Source organism: Lysobacter antibioticus (assembly GCF_000731095.1).
GTDB classification, from domain to species: domain Bacteria; phylum Pseudomonadota; class Gammaproteobacteria; order Xanthomonadales; family Xanthomonadaceae; genus Lysobacter; species Lysobacter antibioticus_B.
Map to the genome: position 1 here is coordinate 1 of NZ_JMTZ01000018.1, position 21,056 is coordinate 21,056.

General features: G+C 68.2%; 18 protein-coding genes and 1 pseudogene. 12 read left to right on the top strand and 7 right to left on the bottom strand.

What is annotated here, in order from left to right; all coding sequences use genetic code 11:
• The first annotated feature begins 288 nt into the window (after positions 1-288).
• Positions 289-666 carry a PH domain-containing protein gene (locus EX88_RS0106930; protein WP_031371277.1) on the top strand — a complete coding sequence of 126 codons (378 nt, stop codon included), beginning with the start codon at positions 289-291 and terminating at the stop codon, positions 664-666.
• A gap of 118 nt (positions 667-784) precedes the next feature.
• Positions 785-2,014 carry a multifunctional CCA addition/repair protein gene (locus EX88_RS0106935; protein ID WP_031371278.1) on the top strand — a complete coding sequence of 410 codons (1,230 nt, stop codon included), beginning with the start codon at positions 785-787 and terminating at the stop codon, positions 2,012-2,014.
• Positions 2,015-2,307: 293 nt separating this feature from the next.
• On the opposite strand, the gene EX88_RS0106940 is transcribed toward EX88_RS0106935, so the two are convergent.
• From EX88_RS0106940 to EX88_RS0106950, 3 genes are all read right to left on the bottom strand, one after another.
• Positions 2,308-4,806, bottom strand: a complete 2,499-nt coding sequence (locus EX88_RS0106940) for a TonB-dependent receptor plug domain-containing protein (protein ID WP_036148247.1) — start codon at positions 4,804-4,806, stop codon at positions 2,308-2,310.
• 236 nt (positions 4,807-5,042) lie between these two features.
• Positions 5,043-5,477 (bottom strand): hypothetical protein, encoded by a 435-nt coding sequence (locus tag EX88_RS0106945; RefSeq protein WP_051884654.1) that lies wholly within the window; start codon positions 5,475-5,477, stop codon positions 5,043-5,045.
• Positions 5,474-6,658: a class I SAM-dependent methyltransferase gene (locus tag EX88_RS0106950; RefSeq protein ID WP_031371281.1), complete on the bottom strand. Its 1,185-nt coding sequence runs from the start codon at positions 6,656-6,658 to the stop codon at positions 5,474-5,476. The genes EX88_RS0106945 and EX88_RS0106950 overlap by 4 nt, the downstream gene beginning before the upstream one ends.
• A gap of 234 nt (positions 6,659-6,892) precedes the next feature.
• On the opposite strand from EX88_RS0106950, the gene EX88_RS0106955 reads away from it, so the two are divergent.
• The gene (locus EX88_RS0106955) at positions 6,893-7,738 is read left to right on the top strand and encodes a hypothetical protein (protein WP_152566144.1); all 846 of its coding nucleotides are present in this window, start codon (positions 6,893-6,895) and stop codon (positions 7,736-7,738) included.
• Positions 7,739-7,745: 7 nt separating this feature from the next.
• Here the strand turns inward: EX88_RS0106955 and EX88_RS0106960 are convergent, their stop codons facing one another.
• The 3 genes and pseudogenes from EX88_RS0106960 to tsaD all read right to left on the bottom strand — a co-directional run.
• On the bottom strand, positions 7,746-8,570 hold the full coding sequence (locus EX88_RS0106960; protein ID WP_031371283.1) for a DUF6159 family protein: 825 nt from the start codon (positions 8,568-8,570) through the stop codon (positions 7,746-7,748).
• Between the two features lie 136 nt (positions 8,571-8,706).
• Positions 8,707-9,057 (bottom strand): dihydroneopterin aldolase, encoded by a 351-nt coding sequence (gene folB, locus EX88_RS0106965; RefSeq protein WP_031371284.1) that lies wholly within the window; start codon positions 9,055-9,057, stop codon positions 8,707-8,709.
• A gap of 85 nt (positions 9,058-9,142) precedes the next feature.
• Positions 9,143-10,191, bottom strand: a pseudogene (gene tsaD / locus EX88_RS0106970) (tRNA (adenosine(37)-N6)-threonylcarbamoyltransferase complex transferase subunit TsaD); the annotation flags it as partial.
• A gap of 138 nt (positions 10,192-10,329) precedes the next feature.
• Here tsaD and rpsU point away from each other — a divergent pair.
• The 5 genes from rpsU (at position 10,330) to dnaG (ending at position 14,747) form a co-directional block, all read left to right on the top strand.
• The gene (gene rpsU / locus EX88_RS0106975; protein ID WP_031371286.1) at positions 10,330-10,545 is read left to right on the top strand and encodes a 30S ribosomal protein S21; all 216 of its coding nucleotides are present in this window, start codon (positions 10,330-10,332) and stop codon (positions 10,543-10,545) included.
• Between the two features lie 211 nt (positions 10,546-10,756).
• The gene (locus tag EX88_RS0106980; RefSeq protein ID WP_031371287.1) at positions 10,757-11,203 is read left to right on the top strand and encodes a GatB/YqeY domain-containing protein; all 447 of its coding nucleotides are present in this window, start codon (positions 10,757-10,759) and stop codon (positions 11,201-11,203) included.
• 395 nt (positions 11,204-11,598) lie between these two features.
• A complete protein-coding gene (locus EX88_RS27460; RefSeq protein WP_223621502.1) occupies positions 11,599-11,736 on the top strand; it encodes an SEC-C metal-binding domain-containing protein in 138 nt (45 codons plus the stop codon).
• Between the two features lie 222 nt (positions 11,737-11,958).
• Entirely contained in the window at positions 11,959-12,846 is an 888-nt protein-coding gene (locus tag EX88_RS0106985; protein WP_031371288.1) for a YihY/virulence factor BrkB family protein, read from the top strand.
• Positions 12,847-13,001: 155 nt separating this feature from the next.
• Positions 13,002-14,747 (top strand): DNA primase, encoded by a 1,746-nt coding sequence (gene dnaG / locus EX88_RS0106990; protein WP_031371289.1) that lies wholly within the window; start codon positions 13,002-13,004, stop codon positions 14,745-14,747.
• A 236-nt stretch (positions 14,748-14,983) separates the two neighbouring features.
• Here dnaG and EX88_RS0106995 read toward each other — a convergent pair whose 3' ends face one another.
• On the bottom strand, positions 14,984-16,105 hold the full coding sequence (locus EX88_RS0106995; RefSeq protein WP_031371290.1) for a dipeptidase: 1,122 nt from the start codon (positions 16,103-16,105) through the stop codon (positions 14,984-14,986).
• Between the two features lie 209 nt (positions 16,106-16,314).
• Between EX88_RS0106995 and EX88_RS0107000 the strand changes: the two genes are divergently transcribed.
• The 4 genes from EX88_RS0107000 (at position 16,315) to EX88_RS0107015 (ending at position 21,056) form a co-directional block, all read left to right on the top strand.
• Positions 16,315-18,300, top strand: a complete 1,986-nt coding sequence (locus EX88_RS0107000) for a S9 family peptidase (RefSeq protein WP_081930686.1) — start codon at positions 16,315-16,317, stop codon at positions 18,298-18,300.
• Positions 18,301-18,428: 128 nt separating this feature from the next.
• The gene (locus tag EX88_RS23570) at positions 18,429-19,370 is read left to right on the top strand and encodes a DNA/RNA non-specific endonuclease (RefSeq protein ID WP_036148250.1); all 942 of its coding nucleotides are present in this window, start codon (positions 18,429-18,431) and stop codon (positions 19,368-19,370) included.
• Between the two features lie 22 nt (positions 19,371-19,392).
• Positions 19,393-19,767, top strand: a complete 375-nt coding sequence (locus EX88_RS0107010) for a hypothetical protein (RefSeq protein WP_031371293.1) — start codon at positions 19,393-19,395, stop codon at positions 19,765-19,767.
• 290 nt (positions 19,768-20,057) lie between these two features.
• Positions 20,058-21,056 carry a bile acid:sodium symporter family protein gene (locus EX88_RS0107015; RefSeq protein ID WP_031371294.1) on the top strand — a complete coding sequence of 333 codons (999 nt, stop codon included), beginning with the start codon at positions 20,058-20,060 and terminating at the stop codon, positions 21,054-21,056.

The window sequence follows — 21,056 nt, forward strand, 5'->3', positions numbered from 1 at the left end:
TTTTGGGTAGGAGCGACGCAAGTCGCGACCAACCGCAGCGGTGAGCGAAAGCGTTAAGTATCCGAAGCCCGGACAGACGGTCGCTTTGCGCTGTGTATCCGAAACCCGAACAAACCGTCGCTTTCCGGATCGGTCGTGCCGCTTATCGAATCTGCGTCGGAGGCGCTTACGTACGCCTCTGCTTTTGGTCGCGGCTCACGCCGCTCCTACCCTTAAAGCAAGGCCTCATCGCCGCCGCCGCCAGCGCGCGCTAGGATGCAGGCCACTGCCCATCACAAGGAGATCCCCATGGGGCTGCTCGACACCTTGCTCGGCCATGCCGGCGCCAAATCCGCCGAGAAGGTCGGCGAAGACTTCCAACCCCTGCTCGCACCCGGCGAAACCGTGCAGCGCGCGTTCGGCGAGGTCCGCGACCTGATCGTGTTCACCGATCGCCGCCTGATCCTGGTCGACAAGCAGGGCGTCACCGGCCGCAAGACGGAATTCCTCAGCCTGCCGTATCGCAGCATCGTGATGTTCTCGCTCGAGACCGCCGGCCATTTCGATCTGGAAGCCGAGCTGCGCCTGTGGGTGTCGGGCCAGGCGACGCCGATCATCCGCCACCTCGGCCGCAGCGCCGGAGCGGAAGACATCGTCGCCCTGCTCGCGCAGAACTCGCCGCGTTGAGCGGCCGGGAATCGGGAAGCGGGAATCGCAACGGCTTGCTTGCAGACTTCCACGGGAGAGGCGGATCCGCTTCAACGATTCCCAACTCCCGATTCCCCATTCCCGCCTGGAGACGACCATGAAGACTTATCTCGTCGGCGGCGCGGTCCGCGACGCCCTGCTCGGCCTGCCGGCCGGCGATCGCGATTACGTGGTCGTCGGCGAAACGCCCGAGGCCATGCTGGCCGCCGGCTTCAAGGCAGTCGGCCGCGATTTCCCGGTGTTCCTGCACCCGAAGACCGGCGAGGAATACGCGCTGGCGCGCACCGAACGCAAGTCCGGGCGCGGCTACCGCGGCTTCGTGGTCGACACCGATCCTTCGGTGACGCTCGAAGACGATCTGGTCCGCCGCGATTTCACCATCAACGCGATCGCCCGCACCGACGACGGCCGCCTGGTCGACCCTTACGGCGGCGCGCGCGATATCGAAGCGCGGGTGCTGCGCCATGTCGGCCCGGCCTTCGTCGAAGACCCGCTGCGGGTGCTGCGCGCGGCGCGCTTCATGGCCCGCTTCGCCGAGCACGGTTTCAGCGTCGCCCCGGAAACCATGGCGCTGATGCGGCAGATGGCCGAATCCGGCGAGCTGTCGGCGCTGGTCGCCGAGCGCGTCTGGCAGGAACTGCGGCGTGCGCTGACCTGCGTGCGGCCTTCGGCGTTCGTGCGCACCTTGCACGACGCCGGCGCGCTGGCCGTGGTGCTGCCGGAAGTCGAGGCCTTGTACGGCGTGCCGCAGCGCCCCGAATACCACCCTGAAGTCGACACCGGCATCCACACCGAGATGGTGCTCGACATGGCCGCACAGCTCGCGCCCGGCGACGACCTGATCGGTTTCGCCGCGCTGACCCACGACCTCGGCAAGGCGCTGACCCCGGCCGAACTGCTGCCGCGCCATCACGGCCACGAACACGGCGGCCTGGAGCCGCTGCAGGCCATGTGCGAGCGCCTCAAGGTGCCGACCGAGCATCGCCTGCTCGCCGAAGCGGTTTGCCGCGAACATCTCAACGTACACCGTCTCGCCGAGATGCGCCCGCGCAGCGTTTACGAGCTGATCGCGCGCTGCGACGGTTTCCGCAACCCGAAACGGATCGAGCAGATGAGCCTGGTCTGCGAGGCCGACAAGCGCGGGCGCCTGGGGCTGCAGGACCAACCGTATCCGTCGGGCGCGGCCTTGCGCGAAGCGGTGCGCGCGGCGATGAAGGTGCGCGCGCACGAAGTCGCCCCCGGCCTGGCCGGACCCGAGGTCGGCGAAGCGGTGCGGCGTGCGCGGATCGCGGCGATCGCGGCGGTGCGCAAGGGCGCGGACGAGTAGCCGTTCCCCTGTAGGAGCGGCGCAAGCCGCGACAAACAAAGTCGGGATCGAAAGCGCGGTGTCCGAAGCTCGGACAATCGGTCGGCTTTCCCGATCGGTTGCCTGTTTTCGAATCTTCGTCGGGGGCGCTTGCGTACGCTTCTGCTTTTGGTCGCGGCTCGCGCCGCTCCTACCCTTTGCATTCGAAGAGGCGACGTGCAACGCAATCGACGCTATGGAAAAAGCCGTCGCGCTTGCGCGCGACGGCTTCGTCATGACGAGGGCGGCAACATCGCCGCCGCCCCGCCAACGCATCAGAACCGGTAGTCGATCCGGGCGTAGTAGCTGCCGCCGTTCATGCCGAACGGCAGGGTTTCCCAACCGTACTTGAAGCCGAGCTGCGGGAACGGCGCACCGGTGACGGTGTCCCACTTGTCCGGGTAGGTGTCGAAGATGTTGTTGCCGCCGACGGTCAGGCTGGTCTTGGCGTTGAACTTGTAGCGCACCGCCAGGTCGCCGAGCCACTTGCCGCCCCAACGCTGCTTGGTGCCGGGGGTGAAGCCTTCGCCGGCCACCGAACCGTAGTAGTTCGCACGCGCCGTCCATTCCCACTTGCCGATCTCGTACACGCTCTGCAGCACGTGGTGGGCGCGCGGCTGGCCGTCCTGGATCAGGGTCACCTGGGTGTCGTCGAACAGCGCTTCCGGCGACAGGATCGTCGACTGCGAGCGGCGGTCCTTGACCTCGGTCTTGTTGAAGTGGACCAGCGCGGTCAGGTTGAGCTTGGAGCCGCCGGCGAACTCGGTGTTGTGGCTGGCGACCACGTCCAGGCCGGTGGTGCGGGTGTCGATGGCATTGGTGAAGAACAGCACCTGGCCGACGCCGATCGGATCGAGGATCGCGCGGATCGGGCAGTTGCCGTTACCGGCCGCGCAGGGCTGGCCGTTGGTGCCGACGCTCTCGGGCTGGATGTTGCTGGAGAAGATGATGCGGTCGTCGATGTCGATGCGGAACACGTCCATCGTCAGCGAGAAGCGGTCGTTCGGCTTGAACACGAAGCCCAGCGAGGCGCTCTTGGAGGTTTCTTCCTTGAGCGGCTCGATGCCGAAGGCGCGCGTCACCGCGCTGTCCTGGCGCGCGGTCAGGGTGTCGGTGAGCACGCCGGCGGCGTTGAGGTTGGTCGAGCGCTGGCTGTAGAACAGCTGCTGCACGCCCGGCGCGCGGAAGCCGGTCGAGACGGTGCCGCGCACGGCGAACTGTTCGGTCGCGTCGAAACGCGCCGAGAGCTTGCCGGTGGTGGTGTTGCCGAAGTCGGAGTAATCCTCGTAGCGCACCGCGCCGCCGAGCAGGAAGCGGTCGGTCAGGTTGGTTTCGGCGTCGAGGTAGACGGCGTAGTTGTGGCGGCCGTCGTCGACGGCTTCGTTCGGCGAGAAGCCCGGGAAGCCCTGCATGCCCGGCTGGGCGGTGTCGCCGGTCTGGCCGAAGATCGGGATCGCGCGGTTGTTGGTGCGGCCGTAGGTGTAGGTCACCGGCGCACCGGGGCGGATCTGGTAGTCGTCCTGGCGGTATTCCACGCCGGTGCCGAGGTACAGCGGGTTGTCGTTGAAGCCCTTCAGGGTGCCGCGGAAATCCAGGTTGAAGGTGGTCTGGTCGAACTGCAGCGTGCCGGTGTCGGCCTTGGTCGGCGACTCGGCGTAGATGCCGCCGCCCGGCTTGGGCTCGTACCACCAGCTGACGTTGACCGAGTTGCTTTCCTCGAAGCCGAACTTGCTGCGGCCGCGGTTGATCGAGATGTCCCAATCCCAATTGTCGTTGATCGGGGCCTTGTAGCCGACCGCGAGCGAGTGGTCGTCGACGGTGGTCAGGATGTTCGGCAGGAAACCGTTCGGGTACAGCGCCGGCACCGTGCGGTTGTCGCCCGGGCTGCGGAAGAAGCCGGAGGAATCGCCTTCGCGCCTGGACAGGCCGCCGAACCAGTACAACTCGCCGTTGCCGACCGGCAGGCCGCCGTTGAACCAGAAGTAGGCGTCGGTGGCGTCGGCGTCGCCGAGGCGCTGGGTCACGCGCGGCGGGTTCACGCGCAGGCTGTCGGGGCCGGCGCGGTTGGTCTCGGCGCGGTCGCGGTATTCCAGCGACAGGTTGAGGTAGCCGCCGTCGCCGCCGAGCTTGACGCCGGTGTTGACCGAGCCCTGGTAGTTGGCGCCGTCGCCGGCGTAGTACTTGCCGGCCTGGAACGAGAGCTGGGTTTCCTCGGTCTGCTTCTTGAGGATGATGTTGATGACGCCGGAGATCGCGTCCGAACCGTACTGCGCCGCGGCGCCGTCGCGCAGCACTTCGATGCGCTCGATCGCCGACAGCGGAATGGCGTTGATGTCGGTACCGGCCGAACCGCGGCCGATGGTCTGCTGCACGTTGACCAGCGCCTGCTGATGGCGGCGCTTGCCGTTGACCAGCACCAACACCTGGTCGGGGCCGAGCGAACGCAGCGTCGCCGGACGCAGGATGTCGGTGCCGTCGCTGACGAAGGTGCGGGAGAAATTGAACGAGGGCTCCAGCATCTGCAGGATCTGACCGATCTCGGTCGCGCCGGTGGCGTTCAACTCTTCCTTGCCGATCACGTCGACCGGGGCGGCGGTCTCTTCGGCGGCGCGGCCGCGTGCGCGCGAACCGGTCACCTGCACCGCATCGAGAGTCGTCGCCTCGCGGCTGGCCGGAGCGGCGGGTTCCTGGGCGAAAGCGGAGGGGACGAAGACGCTGGCGGCCACGGCGGCGGCTACGGCTAGCGCCAGACGGTTGCGGTGCACTACGGACATGGTCGGTTCCTTGCGAGGATGAGGTCAGGCTCTGCAGAGCCCGCGGCGAGCCTCACAAATATTTAACCTTTGCGCAAGCGGCTATGTGACTGTGCCGAATGTGCCTTTGTGACCGTCCTCTACTAACCGATACAGCGGTAACCATTTTTTTGAGCCGGCCATCGGCTCGACGATCCTGAACAGCAGTGGCCCGAAGGCCGCCGAGCGACCCTCCGCCGGCCGCAGTGCGCGAAACCTCAGGTGCGCCGACGCGCCAGCCGGCGGTCCAGCCGCTGCAGCCAGCGCGAGGCCGGGGTCAGCGACACGAACAGGCCGGCGAACACGCCGAGGCTGTTGGCGGCGGCGTCGATGGCGTCGCCGGTGCGCGAATCGGTCAGGCCGGCCTGGGCGAATTCCAGCGCCACCCCGAGCGCGATCAAGCCGGCCGCGGCGATCGCCTGCGGGCGCAGCCGCGCGAACAGCATCGTCGCGTAGGCCGACATCGCCGCATACGCGGAAAAATGTTCGACTTTGTCGAAACCCGAGAACGGCGTCGGCGGCAGATCCTGCGCCGGCAACAAGGTCGCGCAGGCGACCGCGGCGATCATCGCCACGCCGATCGCGCACCACAGCGCAGGCCGCTCGAACGCGCGCAGCACGCCGCGCGCGCCAAGCTCGCTGACCCCGCTCACAGACGGAAGCTCAGATCGCCGGCCATGAAGGCCACGCCGAACTCGACGCCCTTCTCGAAGCCCATGACCTGGAAGCGCTCGCCCATTTCACTCGGCAGGGTCAGGCGTTTGACCTCGTTGAGGCGGCGCTGCTTCTCGAGTTCGTCGTCGATGCCTTCGATCCGCTGCAACACCCCGGCCAGGCCGTTGCCGAGCAGGAAGCTGGCCTGCGAGCAGTAACCGGCCAGATCGAAACCGGCCGCGACGCCGGCCTCGACCAGAGCGGTGAAATCGACCGAGGCGGTCAGGTCCTGCAGGCCCGGCCACAGCAGCGGGTCGCCGTGCATGCGGTGGCGATAGAACGCACGCAAGGTGCCGTCGACCCGATCGGGCGCGTAGAACTCGGCGCGGGCATAGCCGTAATCGACGAACAGCATGGCGCCGTTGCGCAGGCCGCCGGCGACCGCCTGGATCCAGTACGGCAACTGCGGCAACAGCTCGGAGCGATAGCCTTCGGCCAGCGGAGCTTCGAGGCGGCGCTCGGCGATGCGCACCGCCTGGGCGAGGAAATCGTCGGCCGGGCGCAACTCGCGCGCGAAGCCGTCGCCGTCGATCGCCACGTATTCCTCGAACACTTCCTCGTCTCGGATCGCGAAACGCGGCGTCGGCAGGGCATCGATGACTTCGTTGGCGAACAGCACGCCGTCCCACTCGTCGCCGAACGGCCCGTCAGGCCATTCGAGCAGATCGAACAGCGGCGGCACCAGGCGCTCGCGCAGGCGTTCGCGCTGGCGATGGCGCAACTCGGCGCTGGGTTCGAGGATCGCGTAACGGTCGGGCAAGGCGTCCAGTTCGAGCAGGCGCTTGAGCGCGACTTCGGCGAACGCGCCGGTGCCGCCGCCGAGTTCGAGGAACCGCGCCGAAGGCCCGATCTGCTGCAGCACCGGCGCCACCGCTTCGGCGACGCAGGCGGCGAAGATCGGCCCGATCTCCGGCGCGGTGACGAAATCGCCGCTTGCGCCGAACTTGCTCGCGCCGGCGCTGTAATAGCCCAGGCCCGGCGCGTACAGCGCCAGCTCCATGAAGCGCGAGAACGGAATCGCGCCGCCGTGGGCGAGGATCTGCTCGCGGATCAGGGCGGCCAGGCGCGCACTGTGGGCGAGCGCATCGGCATCGGGAGTCGGCAGATCGAAGGAATTCACGTCGGTGGCGGCGTCGCAGGCGCATCGGAAACAGGCCGACAGGATACGGCCCCGGCGCAGGCACGGCGAATCGCCAAGGTCTGCGCAGTGCAGGCTGAACGCAGGCTCGCGCGACAGCGCCGGAGGCCTGCGCGGCTAGCGCTTTGGTACTAAACCGGCGCCATTCGGGCCTGCGCGCGTTTGCGTTTCATCGCCGCCGTGCAAGATGGCCGCATCCCGCACGGAAGCCCGCCCATGAGCACCGTCGATCCGGCCGTCGAACGTCGCCGGCAAGCGCTCGAACGCATGCAACGACCGCCCCGGCCCGGCGCCGGCCTGTGGATCCTCGTGCTGATCTATTGGAGCCTGTGGGCGCTGTTCGCCTATTCGCTCGCCGACACCATCCGCTATCCGATCGCCGAAGCCTATCTGCCGCCGAGCCTGTATCCGGACAACGTCGCGCCGGCGTGGTTCTTCGGCGTGTTCGTGGGGTCATTCGGCGGCTTCATCGCCGGCTTCCTGCTGAGCTACGTGCTCAAGGAGCTGTACGGCCTGGCCGCGAGCACCTGGGGCCAGTTCGCCTCGACCCTGCTCGCATGCGCGGCGGGTTTCTGGCGCGGGGCGGGCGACTCGTGGGTGGCGCCGCTGCGGGTCGGCTCGTTCGCCGATGCGCCGGGCGTGCCCGCTCCGGACTGGGACGTCGTCGCCTGGCTCGGCTGGGGCGCGCAGTACTGGCTGCCGGCCTCGCTGGCGCTGGCGGCGCTGTGCTGCGCGGGCCTGGCCTGGCGCGCGCAGCGTCGCCACGCAGCGCGCGCCGAACGTATCCGACGCTTGCTCGCCGAAGGCCGGCGCGCGGACGCGGCGATCACCGAGGTCCACGACACCGGCGTGGAGATCTACCACGAGCTGCGCCTGCGCTTCGTCGTCCGGTTCACCGATCACGCCGGCATCGAGCGTTGGGTGACCAAGACCGGCCTGTTCGACCCGGTGCGCTTGCCGCGCGTCGGCGATGCGGCCCTGGTCTGGTTCTACCCGGACCGGGCCGGCGACGAAGACCAGATCCTGGTCGGTTTTGCGAACGGCGACGAGCCGGTCGCCTGAGCGCGGCTCAACGGCCGCGCGCTTCCAACTGCAGGCCTTCGAAACCGGCCGGCATTTCGCCGTCGACCGCATAGCGGTACAGCGCCGCCGAATACACGCCGCCGAGCGCGCTCTGGTACACGGCCAGGGCCAGCAGGACGAGCACGGTCACCGCGCCGAGCAACACCGCCAGGGCCGAAGACACCAGGCCGAGCAGGTAGGCCAGGCCGAAACCGACCACGCCGACGGCGACCATCGCCAGGCCGGTGGCCAGGCCGATGCCGACCATGCCGGCCGCGCTTTCGCCCCAGGTGCGCTTGAACATGCTCACGCTGCGCTTGACCGCATCGATCGGGCCGACGTCTTCGGCGACCAGCACCGGCACCACCAGGAAGGTCGCCATGGTCCATGCCGCGCCGAGCGCGCCGCCGATCATGCGCACGATGAAGTTGTTGTCGCGGTCCTTGAGGGCCTGCAGGATCATGCCGACGGTCGCGGCGATCGCGGCGTAACCGGCGATCGTGGGCAGGCGCGAAGCGGCGGCGCGGAAACCGTCGCCGACGGTCGGGTCGCCGCCTTCCAGGCGGATCATCGCCGCGCTGACCAGGGCGCAGTTGCAGAAGATGATCACGAAGTACTGGCAGAAATAGAACGCGAAGCCGAACAGCACGGTGCCGGGGCCGTAGCCGTCGGAGAAGATCTCCAACGCCGCGGCCGGGATCAGGAAGGTCGCCAGCACGATCAGCACGCAGACCGCCGACACCACCGGAAACACCAACAGCTCGCGATCCGAATTGAGCACCGAGGCGCTGGCCTTGGCGAGCTCCCAACTGCGCGAAAGTTTCTCGAACATCTCATGCCCCGATAACTGATCCCGGGGGCATCCTCGAACCTGCGGCCGAAAATCGCAAGCGCGGCCGCGACGGGGCGCAAATCCGGGGGCGTGCGGGGCGCTTGTGCGCGGCGCCGGCGGCCCCTGTCGAGAGGCCTCAGCGGCTGCGTTCGATCATCACCCCGACCGCGCGCGCATTGCGGATCGCGCTGGGCTTGCTGAGCTTGAGCCGCACTCGGCGCACGCCGAATTCGTCCAGCACGATCGCGGCGACGCGCTCGGCCAGGGTCTCGACCAGGCCGAACTGCGATTGCGATGCGTACTCGACGATGCGGTCGCTGATCGCCTTGTAGTCGAGAGTGTCGCCGATCGCGTCGCTGGCCGCGGGCACGCGGTTGTCGAAAGCCATCTCGAGATCGAACACCAGGGGCTGGCGGATGCGCCGCTCCCAGTCGTAGATGCCGATCACGGCGTCGATTTCGAGGCCTTCGATGAAGACGTGGTCCATGGGGGGGCCGGGAATGGGGAATCGAGAATAGGGAATCGTAAGAGCAGGGATGGTAGGCGGGATCGCGCGCCTTTGCGATTCCCGATTCTCTATTCCCGATTCCCGAACGAGCTACACCGCCTGCAACAACGCCATGTCCCAGCGCGGGGTCACTTTCACCGCCGCGCTCTCGAACTGGCCGGCCTGCAGGCGCAGGGCGCCAGCGTAGGCGATCATCGCGCCGTTGTCGGTGCAGAACGCCGGGCGCGGAAAACAGACCCGGCCGCCGCGCTTGTCCGCCATCGTCGCCAACTTGGCGCGCAGGCGCCGGTTGGCGCCGACGCCGCCGGCCACCACCAGGGTGTTGCAGCCGGCCGCATCGAGCGCGCGCCCGCATTTGATCGCCAGGGTGTCGACCACCGCGTCCTCGAACGCGCGGGCGATGTCGGCGCGGGTCTGCTCGCTCTGGTCGCTGTTGCGCCAGGCCAGCAAGACCTGGGTCTTGAGGCCGCTGAAGCTGAAGTCCAGCCCGGGCCGGTCGGTCATCGGCCGGGCGAACTTGAACAGGCCGGGGCGGCCGAGTTCGGCCTGCGCGGCCAGTTGCGGGCCGCCGGGGTACGGCAGGCCCATGAGCTTGGCGGTCTTGTCGAAGGCCTCGCCGGCGGCGTCGTCCAGGGTTTCGCCGAGCAGGCGGTACTGGCCGATCGCGTCGACCGCGACCAGCTGGGTGTGCCCGCCGGAGACCAACAGAGCCACGAACGGCGGCTGCGGGCGGCCCAGCGGGTCGTCCTCCATCAGCGGCGCCAGCAGGTGGCCTTCCATGTGGTGGACGCCGATCGCCGGCACGTCCAGGGCCCAGGCCAGCGCGCGCGCCACCCCGGCCCCGACCAGCAAGGCCCCGACCAGGCCGGGGCCGGCGGTATAGGCGACCCCGTCGAGCTCGTTCACGTCCAGGCCGGACTCGGTCAGGGTCTGGCGGATCAGCGGCAGCAGCTTGCGCACGTGGTCGCGGCTGGCCAGCTCCGGGACCACCCCGCCGTACTCGGCGTGCAGGGCGATCTGGCTGTACAGCGCATGGGCGCGCAGGCCGGCGTCGGTGTCGTAAACGGCCACACCGGTCTCGTCGCAGCTGGTTTCGATGCCCAGGACTTTCATCGGCACCCTGCTCGGCGCGCCGATTTCTGGGAGAATGTCGGATTCATGGGTGCCTATGTTGCACCTTCCGCAGGAGCATCGCTATAATGCGCGGCTCTCCCGGTCTGCCCGGGCCGGTTCCCGTTAACGAGATTACGTATGCCCAGCGTCAAAGTCCGCGAAAACGAGCCTTTCGAGTTTGCCCTGCGTCGCTTCAAGCGCACCTGCGAGAAGGCCGGTGTACTGGCTGAGACCCGCAAGCGCGAGTTCTATGAGAAGCCGACCCAGGAGCGCAAGCGCAAGGCCGCCGCGGCGGTGAAGCGCCAGGCGCGCCGCGCGTCGCGCGACGTCACCAAGCGCCAGCGCTTGTACTGATCGTTCGTTCCGCGCGACCCGGCTTCACCGCCGGCGCTCGTGGGGAACGACCATCAAGCCGGCTGCGCCTCGGGCGCTGCCGGCTTTTTGCGTTTCCGTCGCCGCAAAGCGGAACCGCATCACGCTGTCGGGCGCGCCCCGCCGGGCCCAATGCGGCCGGGGCCGCGTCGGCCGGCGACCCCTCCCCCTTTCGCAACACTAAGGTCAGACCATGAGCCTCAAGCAACGCCTCACCGACGACATGAAGGCCGCGATGAAGAGCGGCGACAAGCAGTCCCTCGGCGTGATCCGCCTGATCAACGCCGCGCTCAAGCAGAAGGAAGTCGACGAGCGCATCGAACTCGACGACACCGCGGTAATCGCGATCCTCGACAAGATGATCAAGCAGCGCCGCGACTCGGTCAGCCAGTACGAGGCGGCCGCGCGCGAGGACCTGGCTTCGATCGAACGCGACGAGATCGTGGTGATCGAGCGCTACGTTCCGGCCAAGCTCGGCGAAGCCGAGATCCTGGTCGTGCTGGAGGAAGTCATCGCCGAAGTCGGCGCGGCCGCGCCGTCCGACCTGGGCAAGCTCATGGGCCCGCTGAAGGCCAAGCTGGGCGGCAAGGCCGACATGGGCCTGGTCTCGGCGCTGGCGAAGAAGCGCCTGGCGGGCTGAGTTCACTCGATGGATGAGGGCCGGGCCTCGGGCCTGCCCTCACCCTAGCCCTCTCCCTCAAGCGGGAGAGGGGACTGTTCGGCCGGAACGGCAGAGATCACGACGCGGCTGAAGGCCGCCCGGCTTCGATCCACCACATTCGCCCGTACCGAGCCCTCTCCCGTTTACGGAGAGGGGTTGGGCCGAGGGCCGGCCAAGCAACACCCGCAACACCAAGACCCGCCCGCAAGGGCCGCACACCCGGAGGTGCACCATGAAGCGTCACAACCCCAACGCCGCCTGCTTTCGAGCCGACCCGCGAAATCACGCGTAAGCGCCGCAAGGGCTTCCCGTCCGAAACCCACGTCAAGCGCGGCCAGCGCCTGGTCCACGGCGACAAGGAACTGCTCGAGAAACTGGGCCGCAACGATCCCTGCCCGTGCGGCTCCACGCGGAGGTTCAAGGAACTGTTGCCTGCGCGACGGCCGCTACGAAGGTTCCGAACGCGATCACTACTTCAGGGACTGACGACGGCCGTCCACCGCTGTCGGTGACCGCTATCGACGAACGGCCGGGCTTGCAGCCCGGCCGTTTGCTCTCCCACGCCTCCACACCGCGCCCACGCCTCGCTAACCTGGACCCCGGATACTGAAACCGGCGATCCACGCGCCGTCATCGCGAGCCGCATGCCCCCGACCCCGACCCAACCTCTTTCCAGCGAGCGCCCGCCCGAGCGCGACGCCGCCACGGCGGCCGAAGCGGCCGATCATGGCCCGATGCAGCGCATCCACGCCCTGCAGGCGCGCCTGGAGCAAAGCTGGGTGGCCAAGTTCGCCCAGCGCTTCATCGACTACGACATCCTCGCCCTGGCCGCGGCGCTGTCCTTCTACACCCTGCTGTCGCTGGCGCCGTTGGTGCTGATGGTGCTGTGGCTGACCACCGCGCTGTACCCGTCGGCGCAGGAAGAATTCTTCCGCCAGATCGGCCTGCTGGTCGGCGACCAGGTCGAGAGCACCGCCCGCCTGATCGTCGCCAACGCCGAAAACCGCCCCGGCACCGGCTCGCTGGCGGCGCTGCTGGGCACCCTGGCCTTGTTGGTCGGCGCCTCGGCCGTGTTCGGCCAGTTGCAGGCCGCCCTCAACCGGGTGTTCCGCAGCGACGCCAAACGCCTCGGCGGCCTCGCCGCCTGGCTGCGCAAGCGCCTGCTCTCGTTCGGCATGGTCATCAGCGTCGGTTTCCTGCTGGTGGTGTCGATGGCGGTGCAGGCGGCGCTGCAGTTGCTGATCGCCTACGTGCCCGACCTGCTGCCGGTGTTCGCCGCGATCGTCTCGTTCGCGCTCTACGCCCTGGTGTTCGCAGCGATGTACCGCTGGCTGCCGGACCGCCCGGTCAGCCGGCGCCGGGCCTTGTTCGGCGGCGCCCTGACCGCGGGGCTGTTCATGCTCGGGCGCAGCGCGATCGGCCTCTATCTCGGCCAGGCCAGCCTCGGCACCGCCTACGGCCCGGCCGGCGGCCTGGTGATCATGCTGGTGTGGATGTACTACTGCGCCGTGGTGTTCCTGCTCGGCGCGCTGATCACCGCCATGCTCGACGAGCACGCCCGCGTGCGCCGGCGCCTGGCCGACGAACGCGCTATCGCCGGCCTGGATGCGTCCGGCGCCTGAGCGGCCACGCCGCGAACTCAGCGCTTAAAGCGACGACTGCGCAGATTCGAGGCCCAGCGGCCACGACCCGAACCGTCGCGGGCCGGCCGCGCATGGCATCCTAGACACCGTTAGACCACGACGAGCAACGCCGCCCCTTCGCGGGCGCCCTACGCATGGCCCGCATTCCCGACGGTTTCATCGACGACCTCCTGGCGCGCACCGACATCGTCGAGGTGATCGGTACGCGCGTGCCGTTGAAACGCCAGGGCAAGGAATACTCGGCGCGCTGCCCGTTCCACGACGAGCGCTCGCCCTCGTTCACGGTCTCGCCGACCAAGCAGTTCTATCACTGCTTCGGCTGCGGCGCGCACGGCACCGCGATCAGCTTCCTGATGAACTACGACCGCCTCGAATTCCTCGATGCGGTCGAAGAACTCGCCAAGCGGGTCGGCGTCGAAGTGCCGCGCGACACCCGCGCGCGCAACGAAGACTCCGACACCCAGGAGTTGTTCAGCACGGTCGAGGCCGCCTCGCGCTTCTTCCAGAAGCAGTACGGCCACAGCGGCAAGGCCCAGGGCTATCTCGACAGCCGCGGCGTCAGCGCCGACATCCGCGAACGCTTCGGCATCGGCTATGCGCCCGACGGTTTCAACGCCCTGCGCGACGCGCTCGGCACCGACGATCGGCGCATGAAACTGCTCGAACGCGCCGGCCTGTTCTCGAAGAACGACAGCGGCCGCGTCTACGACAAATTCCGCGACCGGGTGATGTTTCCGATCCACGACCGGCGCGGGCGCACCATCGCCTTCGGCGGCCGCGTGCTCGACAAGGAAGACGGGCCCAAATACCTCAACTCGCCGGAGACGCCGCTGTTCCACAAGGGCCGCGAACTCTACGGCTTGTGGCAGGTGCGCCAGACCCACAACAAGATCCCGCGCCTGATCGTCGTCGAAGGCTATATGGACGTGATCGCGCTGTTCCAGCACGGCGTCGACACCGCCGTGGCGACCCTGGGCACGGCGACCACGCCCGACCACGCCGAGCTGCTGTTCCGCAACGCCGCCGACGTCTATTTCTGTTTCGACGGCGACCGCGCCGGACGCGGCGCGGCCTGGAAAGCGGTCGAGTCGGTGCTGCCGCGCATGAAGGACGGGCGCCAGGCCTTCTTCCTGTTCCTGCCCGACGGCGAGGACCCGGATTCGCTGGTGCGCCAGGAAGGCGCCGACGGTTTCGACCGACGCCTGCGCGAGGCCACGCCGCTATCGCAATTCCTGTTCGACTCGCTGGCCGCCGACGTCAACCTCAACACCCTCGAAGGCAAGGGCCGCCTGGCCGAGCGCGCCAAACCGCTGCTCGCGCAGATTCCCGACGGCGCCTTCGGCGACCTGATGAAGCAGCGCCTGACCGAACTGACCGGCGTCGGCGCACGCGCCTCGCCCCCCGACACGCACGTGCCGACCCAGCGCGCCCATGGCGGCGGGCGCCACGCGCCGACGCCGAAGCGCAGCCTGGTGCGCAGCGCGATCTCGGTGCTGCTGCAGAAGCCGTCGCTGGCCGCCGCATTGACCCCGCCCTACCGTTTCGCCGAACTGCGCCAGCCCGGCATCGACCTGCTCGTCGAGATCGTCGACCTGGTCCAGCAACGCCCGGAAATCAGCACCGGCGCCCTGCTCGAACAGTTCGCCGGTCACGAACAGGCCGGCGCCCTGCAGAAGCTCGCCAGCCAGAGTTTCCCCGGCGACGACGACACCTTGCAGCGCGAGTTTCTCGATGCGGTCGCTCAACTCGACAAGCAAACGATCGAACAGCGCCTGGCCGAGTTGCAGCACCAGCACCGCGAAGTCGGCCTGAGCGCCGAGGAAAAACGCGAGCTGCTGTCGCTGCAGCAGGCGCGCCTGGCGAAGTCGCCGAGCCCCTGAGTTCTGGCCCTGCAGGAACGACGTAAGCCGCGACCCACCGAAGAGGTGATCGAAAGCGCATCGGCCGAAGCCCGGCCATTCGTCTTGCCTTGGCCGTAATGCGCTGTCCGTCCGATCTCCGGACGGAACGCTGGCATACGCCTCTCCGGTTGATCCCAGCCACCGTGTCGCCTCGTCGCAGCCGACGGTTCGCGGTCGCGGCTCGCGCCGCTCCTACCCTGTAGAGGCAACGCTTCTCATCCCCACACCTCGCCCATCACCCTGGCGAAATTACCGCCGAGGATCTTGCCGATGCGCGCATCGGAATGTCCGCGCGCCGACAGCAACACGGCCAGGGTATGGAAACGGTCGACTGTGTTGAGGTCGGGCACGAACAGATACACCTCTTCGCTTTCGCCGGCCGCCGAAATGCCGAGCCGGCGCCGTTCCTGGATCGCCTCGCGGTGTTGCTGCCTGTATTTCTCGTTCAGACGCACCGGCGAGACGAGGTTGTCGGTGCCGATGCCGACGTGGTCTTCACCGCAAACCTTCAAGGCGTATTCGAGGTGGCGGATGACGTCGGCGGCGGTGGTCTGGCCGCTCTCGCGCAGGAACGGCATCAGATAGATGCCGACCACGCCGCCGCCGTCGGCGACCGCGCGCAGTTCGGCATCGGTCTTGTTACGCGGCCGCTCGACCAGCGAGGCGCAACCGGTGTGGCTGATCAACACCGGCGCCTTCGACGCAGCGATCGCCTCGGTCGCGGTGCGACGCCCGCTGTGGGCCAGGTCGACCAGTATGCGCCGCTCGTTGAGGCGTTCGATCAGGCGGTGGCCGAAGCGGCTGAGGCCAGCGTTGCCGGGCTCCAAACAACCGTCGCCGACCAGATTGCGCAGGTTGTAGGTCAGTTGCACGGTGCGCACGCCGAGCCGGTGGAAGTCGTCGACGCGTTCGAGCTTCTCGCCGATCGGCGCGCTGTCCTGGAATTGATAGACCACGCCGAGCTTCTTCTCGCGCCGCGCGGTGTCCAGGTCGGCGCGGTTGCGCACCGCCATGAACACCTCGGGATGGGCGAGGATTTCGTTCTCCCAGAAGCCGATGCTGCGCACCGTTTCCTCGTAGGCGCCTTCGTACTGCGCGACCGGGCCGACCGTGGTCTGGAGGACGCGCAGGCCGCTGCGGCGCGCCTCGTCGACGAGTTGCGCCGACAGCGCCGCACCCGGCGCCCCGTCTTCGCCGGCGATGAAGCCGCAGCCGTCGATCACCATCGCGTCCGCATACGGCGCCCAGCGCGGCGCCGCGGCCCAGGCGCGGCCGTTGGCCCAGGCACTGGCGAGCGCGCCCGCGCCGCCGATCAGAAACGTCCTTCTGTCGATCATCGAATCCTCCCTGGATGAGCCCTCGCGCGCGGATGCGGCGAATCGTGCGCTTGGTCACGCGCTGTCGCGGCACTCTAAGGCAAACGCGCCAGCGCTCCAGCCGTGACTTTCGGGAGGGATCCTGTCGCGACGGGCGCGTTAAGCTCGGGATGCCTGCGCCAGAATTCCGCTGCGGCGGAGCGCCGGCATCCTTTCCGGGGAGAACGCCGATGTCGCTGCGCCATGCCTTGTCCATCGCTGCGCTGGCCTTGGCCTGCGTCGCTCCCGCCCTGGCCGGGGACGCGCCGAAAGGAGCCGTCGTCCGCGAGCACACCGGCAATCGCGTCAGCGAGAACCTGCCGGCGATCGCGCCGGCCCTGCTCGAACGCCTCGAGCGCTACCAAAACACCCGCGGCGCCAGCCTGGGCGGTTGGACCGGCGAGGGCTGCCTGCTGATCGCTACGCGCTTCGCCGAAACCCAGCAGGCTCATCGCGTCTGCGAGCCGCTGGGCATGCGCGAACAACTGACCTTCCATCGCGAACCGCTCAACAGCCTGGACGCCGCCCCAAAACCGCTCGATGGCTTCGTGTTCGGCAAGGACGTCGGCGGCAACGAGTTCTGGCAACTGCACTGGTTCGACCTGGCCACGCGCGAGACCGCCCTGCTCACCGACGGCAAGTCGCGCAACCAGGATGCGCGCTTCTCGGACGACGGCAAGCAACTGGCCTACAGCAGCACCGCGCGCAACGGCCGCGACATCGACGTATGGGTGATGGATCTCGCCACCCGCAAGGCGCGCGCGGTGGTGACCGAGGGCGGCACCTGGAGCGCCGCCGACTTCTCGCCGGACGGCAGGCAGTTGCTGGTGATCAAGTACGTCTCGGCCAGCGAAACCTATCCAGGCCTGGTCGAGCTGGACACCGGCAAGCTGCAGTTGTTCCCGGTCGACGGCGGCAAAGCGGCGATCAGCGATTTCCGTTTTTCCAAGGACGGCCAAGCGGTCTATTACGTCTCCAACGAAATCCTCGACGGCAAGCCGCAGGAGTTCGCCAGCCTGCGCCGGCACGAACCGGCGAGCGGCAAATTCGAGGTGCTCAGCGCCGGCATCCCCTGGGACGTCGGCAACCTCAGCCTGTCCGAGGACGGACGCCACCTGCTGTTCGTCAGCAACGAAGACGGCATCGGCAAGCTGCACGTGTTGTCGCTGCCCGGGCACAAAGAGATTGCATTGCCGGCGCTGCCGGTCGGGGTGATCGGCGGCGCCGAGTTCTCGCCCGACGGCCGGCGCATCGCCGTGTCGATCAACACCGCGACCTCGCCGAGCGACGTCTACGTGATCGAGCTGGCCGCCCAGCGGCTGGTGCGCTGGACCCGCAGCGAAGTCGGCGGGCTCGATGCCGGCCGTTTCGTCACCCCGACCTTGATCCGCTATCCGACCTTCGACCGTGTCGACGGCCAAGCGCGCACGATCCCGGCGTTCTACTACCGGCCGGCGAAAGTCGCGGCCGGCACGAAGCTGCCGGTGGTGATCCAGATCCACGGCGGCCCGGAAGCGCAGTCGCAGCCGAGCTTCAACGCCAACGCCCAGTTCCTGGCCAACGAACTCGGCGTGGCGATGCTGGTGCCGAACGTGCGCGGTTCGGCCGGCTACGGCCGCAGCTACCTGGGCCTGGACGATGCGGAGAAACGCGAAGACTCGGTCAAAGACATCGGTGCCCTGCTCGACTGGATCGGCGCCCAGCCCGAACTCGATGCGCAACGCGTCGGCGTGTACGGCGGCAGTTACGGCGGCTACATGGTGCTGGCCTCGCTGATGCACTACAGCGAGCGCATCCGCGCCGGCGTCGACGTGGTCGGCATCTCCGACTTCAGCACGTTCCTGACCAACACCGAGTCGTATCGCCGCGACCTGCGCCGCGCCGAGTACGGCGACGAGCGCCTGCCCGAGATGAAGGCGGTGTTTGATCGCATCTCGCCGCTCAGGAACGCCGGCAAGATCCGCGCGCCGCTGTTCGTCGCCCAGGGCCGCAACGACCCGCGCGTGCCCTATACCGAGGCCGAGCAGATCGTGAAGGCAGTGCGCGGCAACGGCGTGCCGGTGTGGTTCCTGATGTTCGACGACGAAGGCCATGGCTTCCAGAAGAAGGCCAACATCGACTATTTCGGTGCGGCGATGATGACCTTCTGGCAGCAGCATCTGATCGGCGGGAAGTGAAGCGGGCGCATCCGCCGGCAAGCGCGGAGTCTTCGAACTGTCATGTTTTCCTGGGGTTTCCCCCAATGGGCGCTGCGCTGCTTTGCGGCTAGATTCCAGGCTGACGCGTGCAGTCCAGGCCCCGCCCGATGACCGACCCGATCAGCCCGAACGTCCGCCTCAACGGCTCGTCACCGGGCATCGAACCACCTGCCGCATCGACCGCCGCGCAGATCCTGAGCAGCGCCGATCCGGCGCAGGCGCGCGGCGTGGTCGATGCGCTGACCGCGCCGCAATTGAGCGGCTTGCGCAGCGAGGTCGAAGCGATGCCCGTGGCCGAGCGCGAAACCCTCGCCAACGAACTCGCCGGTAAGCTCGACGCGCCGCAGTTGCGCAAGCTGGAGGCCGCGTTCGGGCGCGACGGCATCGCCGCCGCGGTCGATCGCCGCAGCGGCCCCGAGGTGCGCGCCGCCTATGCCGAGGGCGCGGGTAACGCCGACGACGACGGCCTGATCGGCCGGCTCAAGGATTGGCTCGGTCTCAGCGACCGCGCGCGCGGCGAGACCGAGGAGATTTCGGCGACGGTCGTCAACCCCGACACCGGCGAGGTCAACGACGCACGCTGGACTGTCGACGACGAAGGCCGGCCGATCCATGCCGAAGGCACCTTGCGCACCGTGTTCAGCGGGATCGAGCGCAGCGACGACGAGACCCAGGCGCAGCGCACCGCCGCCGACCGTGGCGTCGAAGGCGACCAGGGCGGGCATGTGTTCGGCCACCGCTTCGTCACCGACCAGGGCCTGAAGAACCTGTTCCCGCAGAACGGCAACTTCAACATGGGCGCCTACAAGACGCTCGAGAACGAATGGGCGGCCTGGGTCGACAAGGGCATGGACGTGCGCATCAGCATCGACCTGAGCCCGCGGGAAGCCGACCGACCGGACCGTGTTCGCATTTCCTACGACGTGATCGATCCCGCCGACGGCGGCAGGGTTTACGATCAGCGCGTCACCTTCGAGAACCGCGCCGGCCAGAGCTACGACCGGGTCGACGTCGGACAGATGGATGACCTGATCGCAGCCGCTTCCTAAATCGACACGCTCAAGGCGGGACATGAACAGAGACGAATTGCTCGGCGAGATCGCGCGCCTGATCGTGGTCGACCCCAAGGCCAGCGAACGGCCCTGGGACGGATACGCGCTGATCGCCTGGTACGGCGACGGCATCAGCCGCCTCAACGGCTTCCGCTACGACAAGGGCCAGCCGGGCGAACCGCTGACGCCGTCGGGTGTCGAGATCGAGAACCGCCTGGAACAACTGCGCAAGGTCACCCAGGTCGCCGGCAAGGCGCCGTGGCGGGTCTGCATCGTGCGCATCCACCGCGCCGACGCCGAAGTCGCGATCGACTTCGAGTACGAAGATCCGGGCCGTTGGTACGTCACCCCCGACAGCGTCGCCGAGATCGCCGAGCGCGTGCGGCCGTGCTGAACGGCTGATCGAACCCGGCCGGCTTTGGAGTAGGAGCGGCGCGAGCCGCGACCAACCGCAGCGTCGATCGAAAGCGCAACTCACCGAAGCCCGGCCGCTCGGCTGGCTTTGGCTGTTTCGAGCCGTCTGACCGGTCTTCGGACACGGCGCTGGCGCGCACTTCTGCGGTGGGTCGCGGCTCACGCTGCTCCTACCCTTGTAGCGGTGCCGGCTCGCGCCGTGGACCGCTGTGCGGCCTGCGGTCAGAATGCGGGACGTCTGCCCGAGCGTCGCATCGAGGCGAGCATCGGATGAGTTTTCTCCAGCGACTGCGCGTCGACAGCTTCACCCTGGCCCTGCTGGCGGCGGTCGCGCTGGCCTGGTGGTTTCCGCTCGGCGGCGCCCCGGCCGCAGCGCTCGACGGCTTTACCGATATCGCCATCGCCGCGCTGTTCTTCCTGCACGGCGCGCGCCTGTCGCGCGAAGCGATCCTCGCCGGCGCGCTGCATTGGCGCCTGCATCTGCTGATCTTCGCCAGCACCTTCGTCTTGTTTCCCTTGCTCGGTCTGGCGCTGAAGCCCTTGTCCGGGCGCTTGCTGACGCCGGAGCTGTACCTGGGGCTGCTGTTCCTGTGCACCCTGCCCTCGACCGTGCAGTCCTCGATCGCCTTCACCTCGATGGCCGGCGGCAACGTGCCCGCGGCGGTGTGCAGCGCCTCGGCATCGAGCCTGCTCGGTGTGTTCCTCACGCCCTTGTTGATGAGCGCATTGGCCGGCGCACAGGGCGCGATGGCGGATCCAGCCGAGGCCATCGCCAAGATCACTCTGCAATTGCTGCTTCCCTTCGTCGCCGGCCATCTGTTGCGGCGCTGGATCGGCGGCTGGGTCGAGCGCAGGCGTGCGCTGTTGCGCTATACCGACCAAGGCACGGTGCTGTTGGTGGTCTACACCGCGTTCGCCGCCTCGGTCGCGACCGGGTTGTGGCAGAGCACGCCGGTGCAGGCTTTATACGTCGTGTTCGGCGTATGTGCGCTGCTGCTCGCGGCGGTCATGCTCGCCACGACCTTCGCCGCGCGCCGCCTCGGCTTTTCGCGCGAGGACGAAATCGCGATCGTGTTCTGCGGTTCCAAGAAGAGCCTGGCCACCGGCGTGCCGATGGCCAAGATCCTGTTCGCGAGCAGCGCGCTCGGCGCGATCGTGCTGCCGGTGATGGTGTTCCACCAGATCCAGCTGATCGTCTGCGCGCAGGTCGCGCGCCGCTATGCGCGCCGGGCGAAAACCGCGGCGGTGCCCGAACAGGTCGCCGACTGA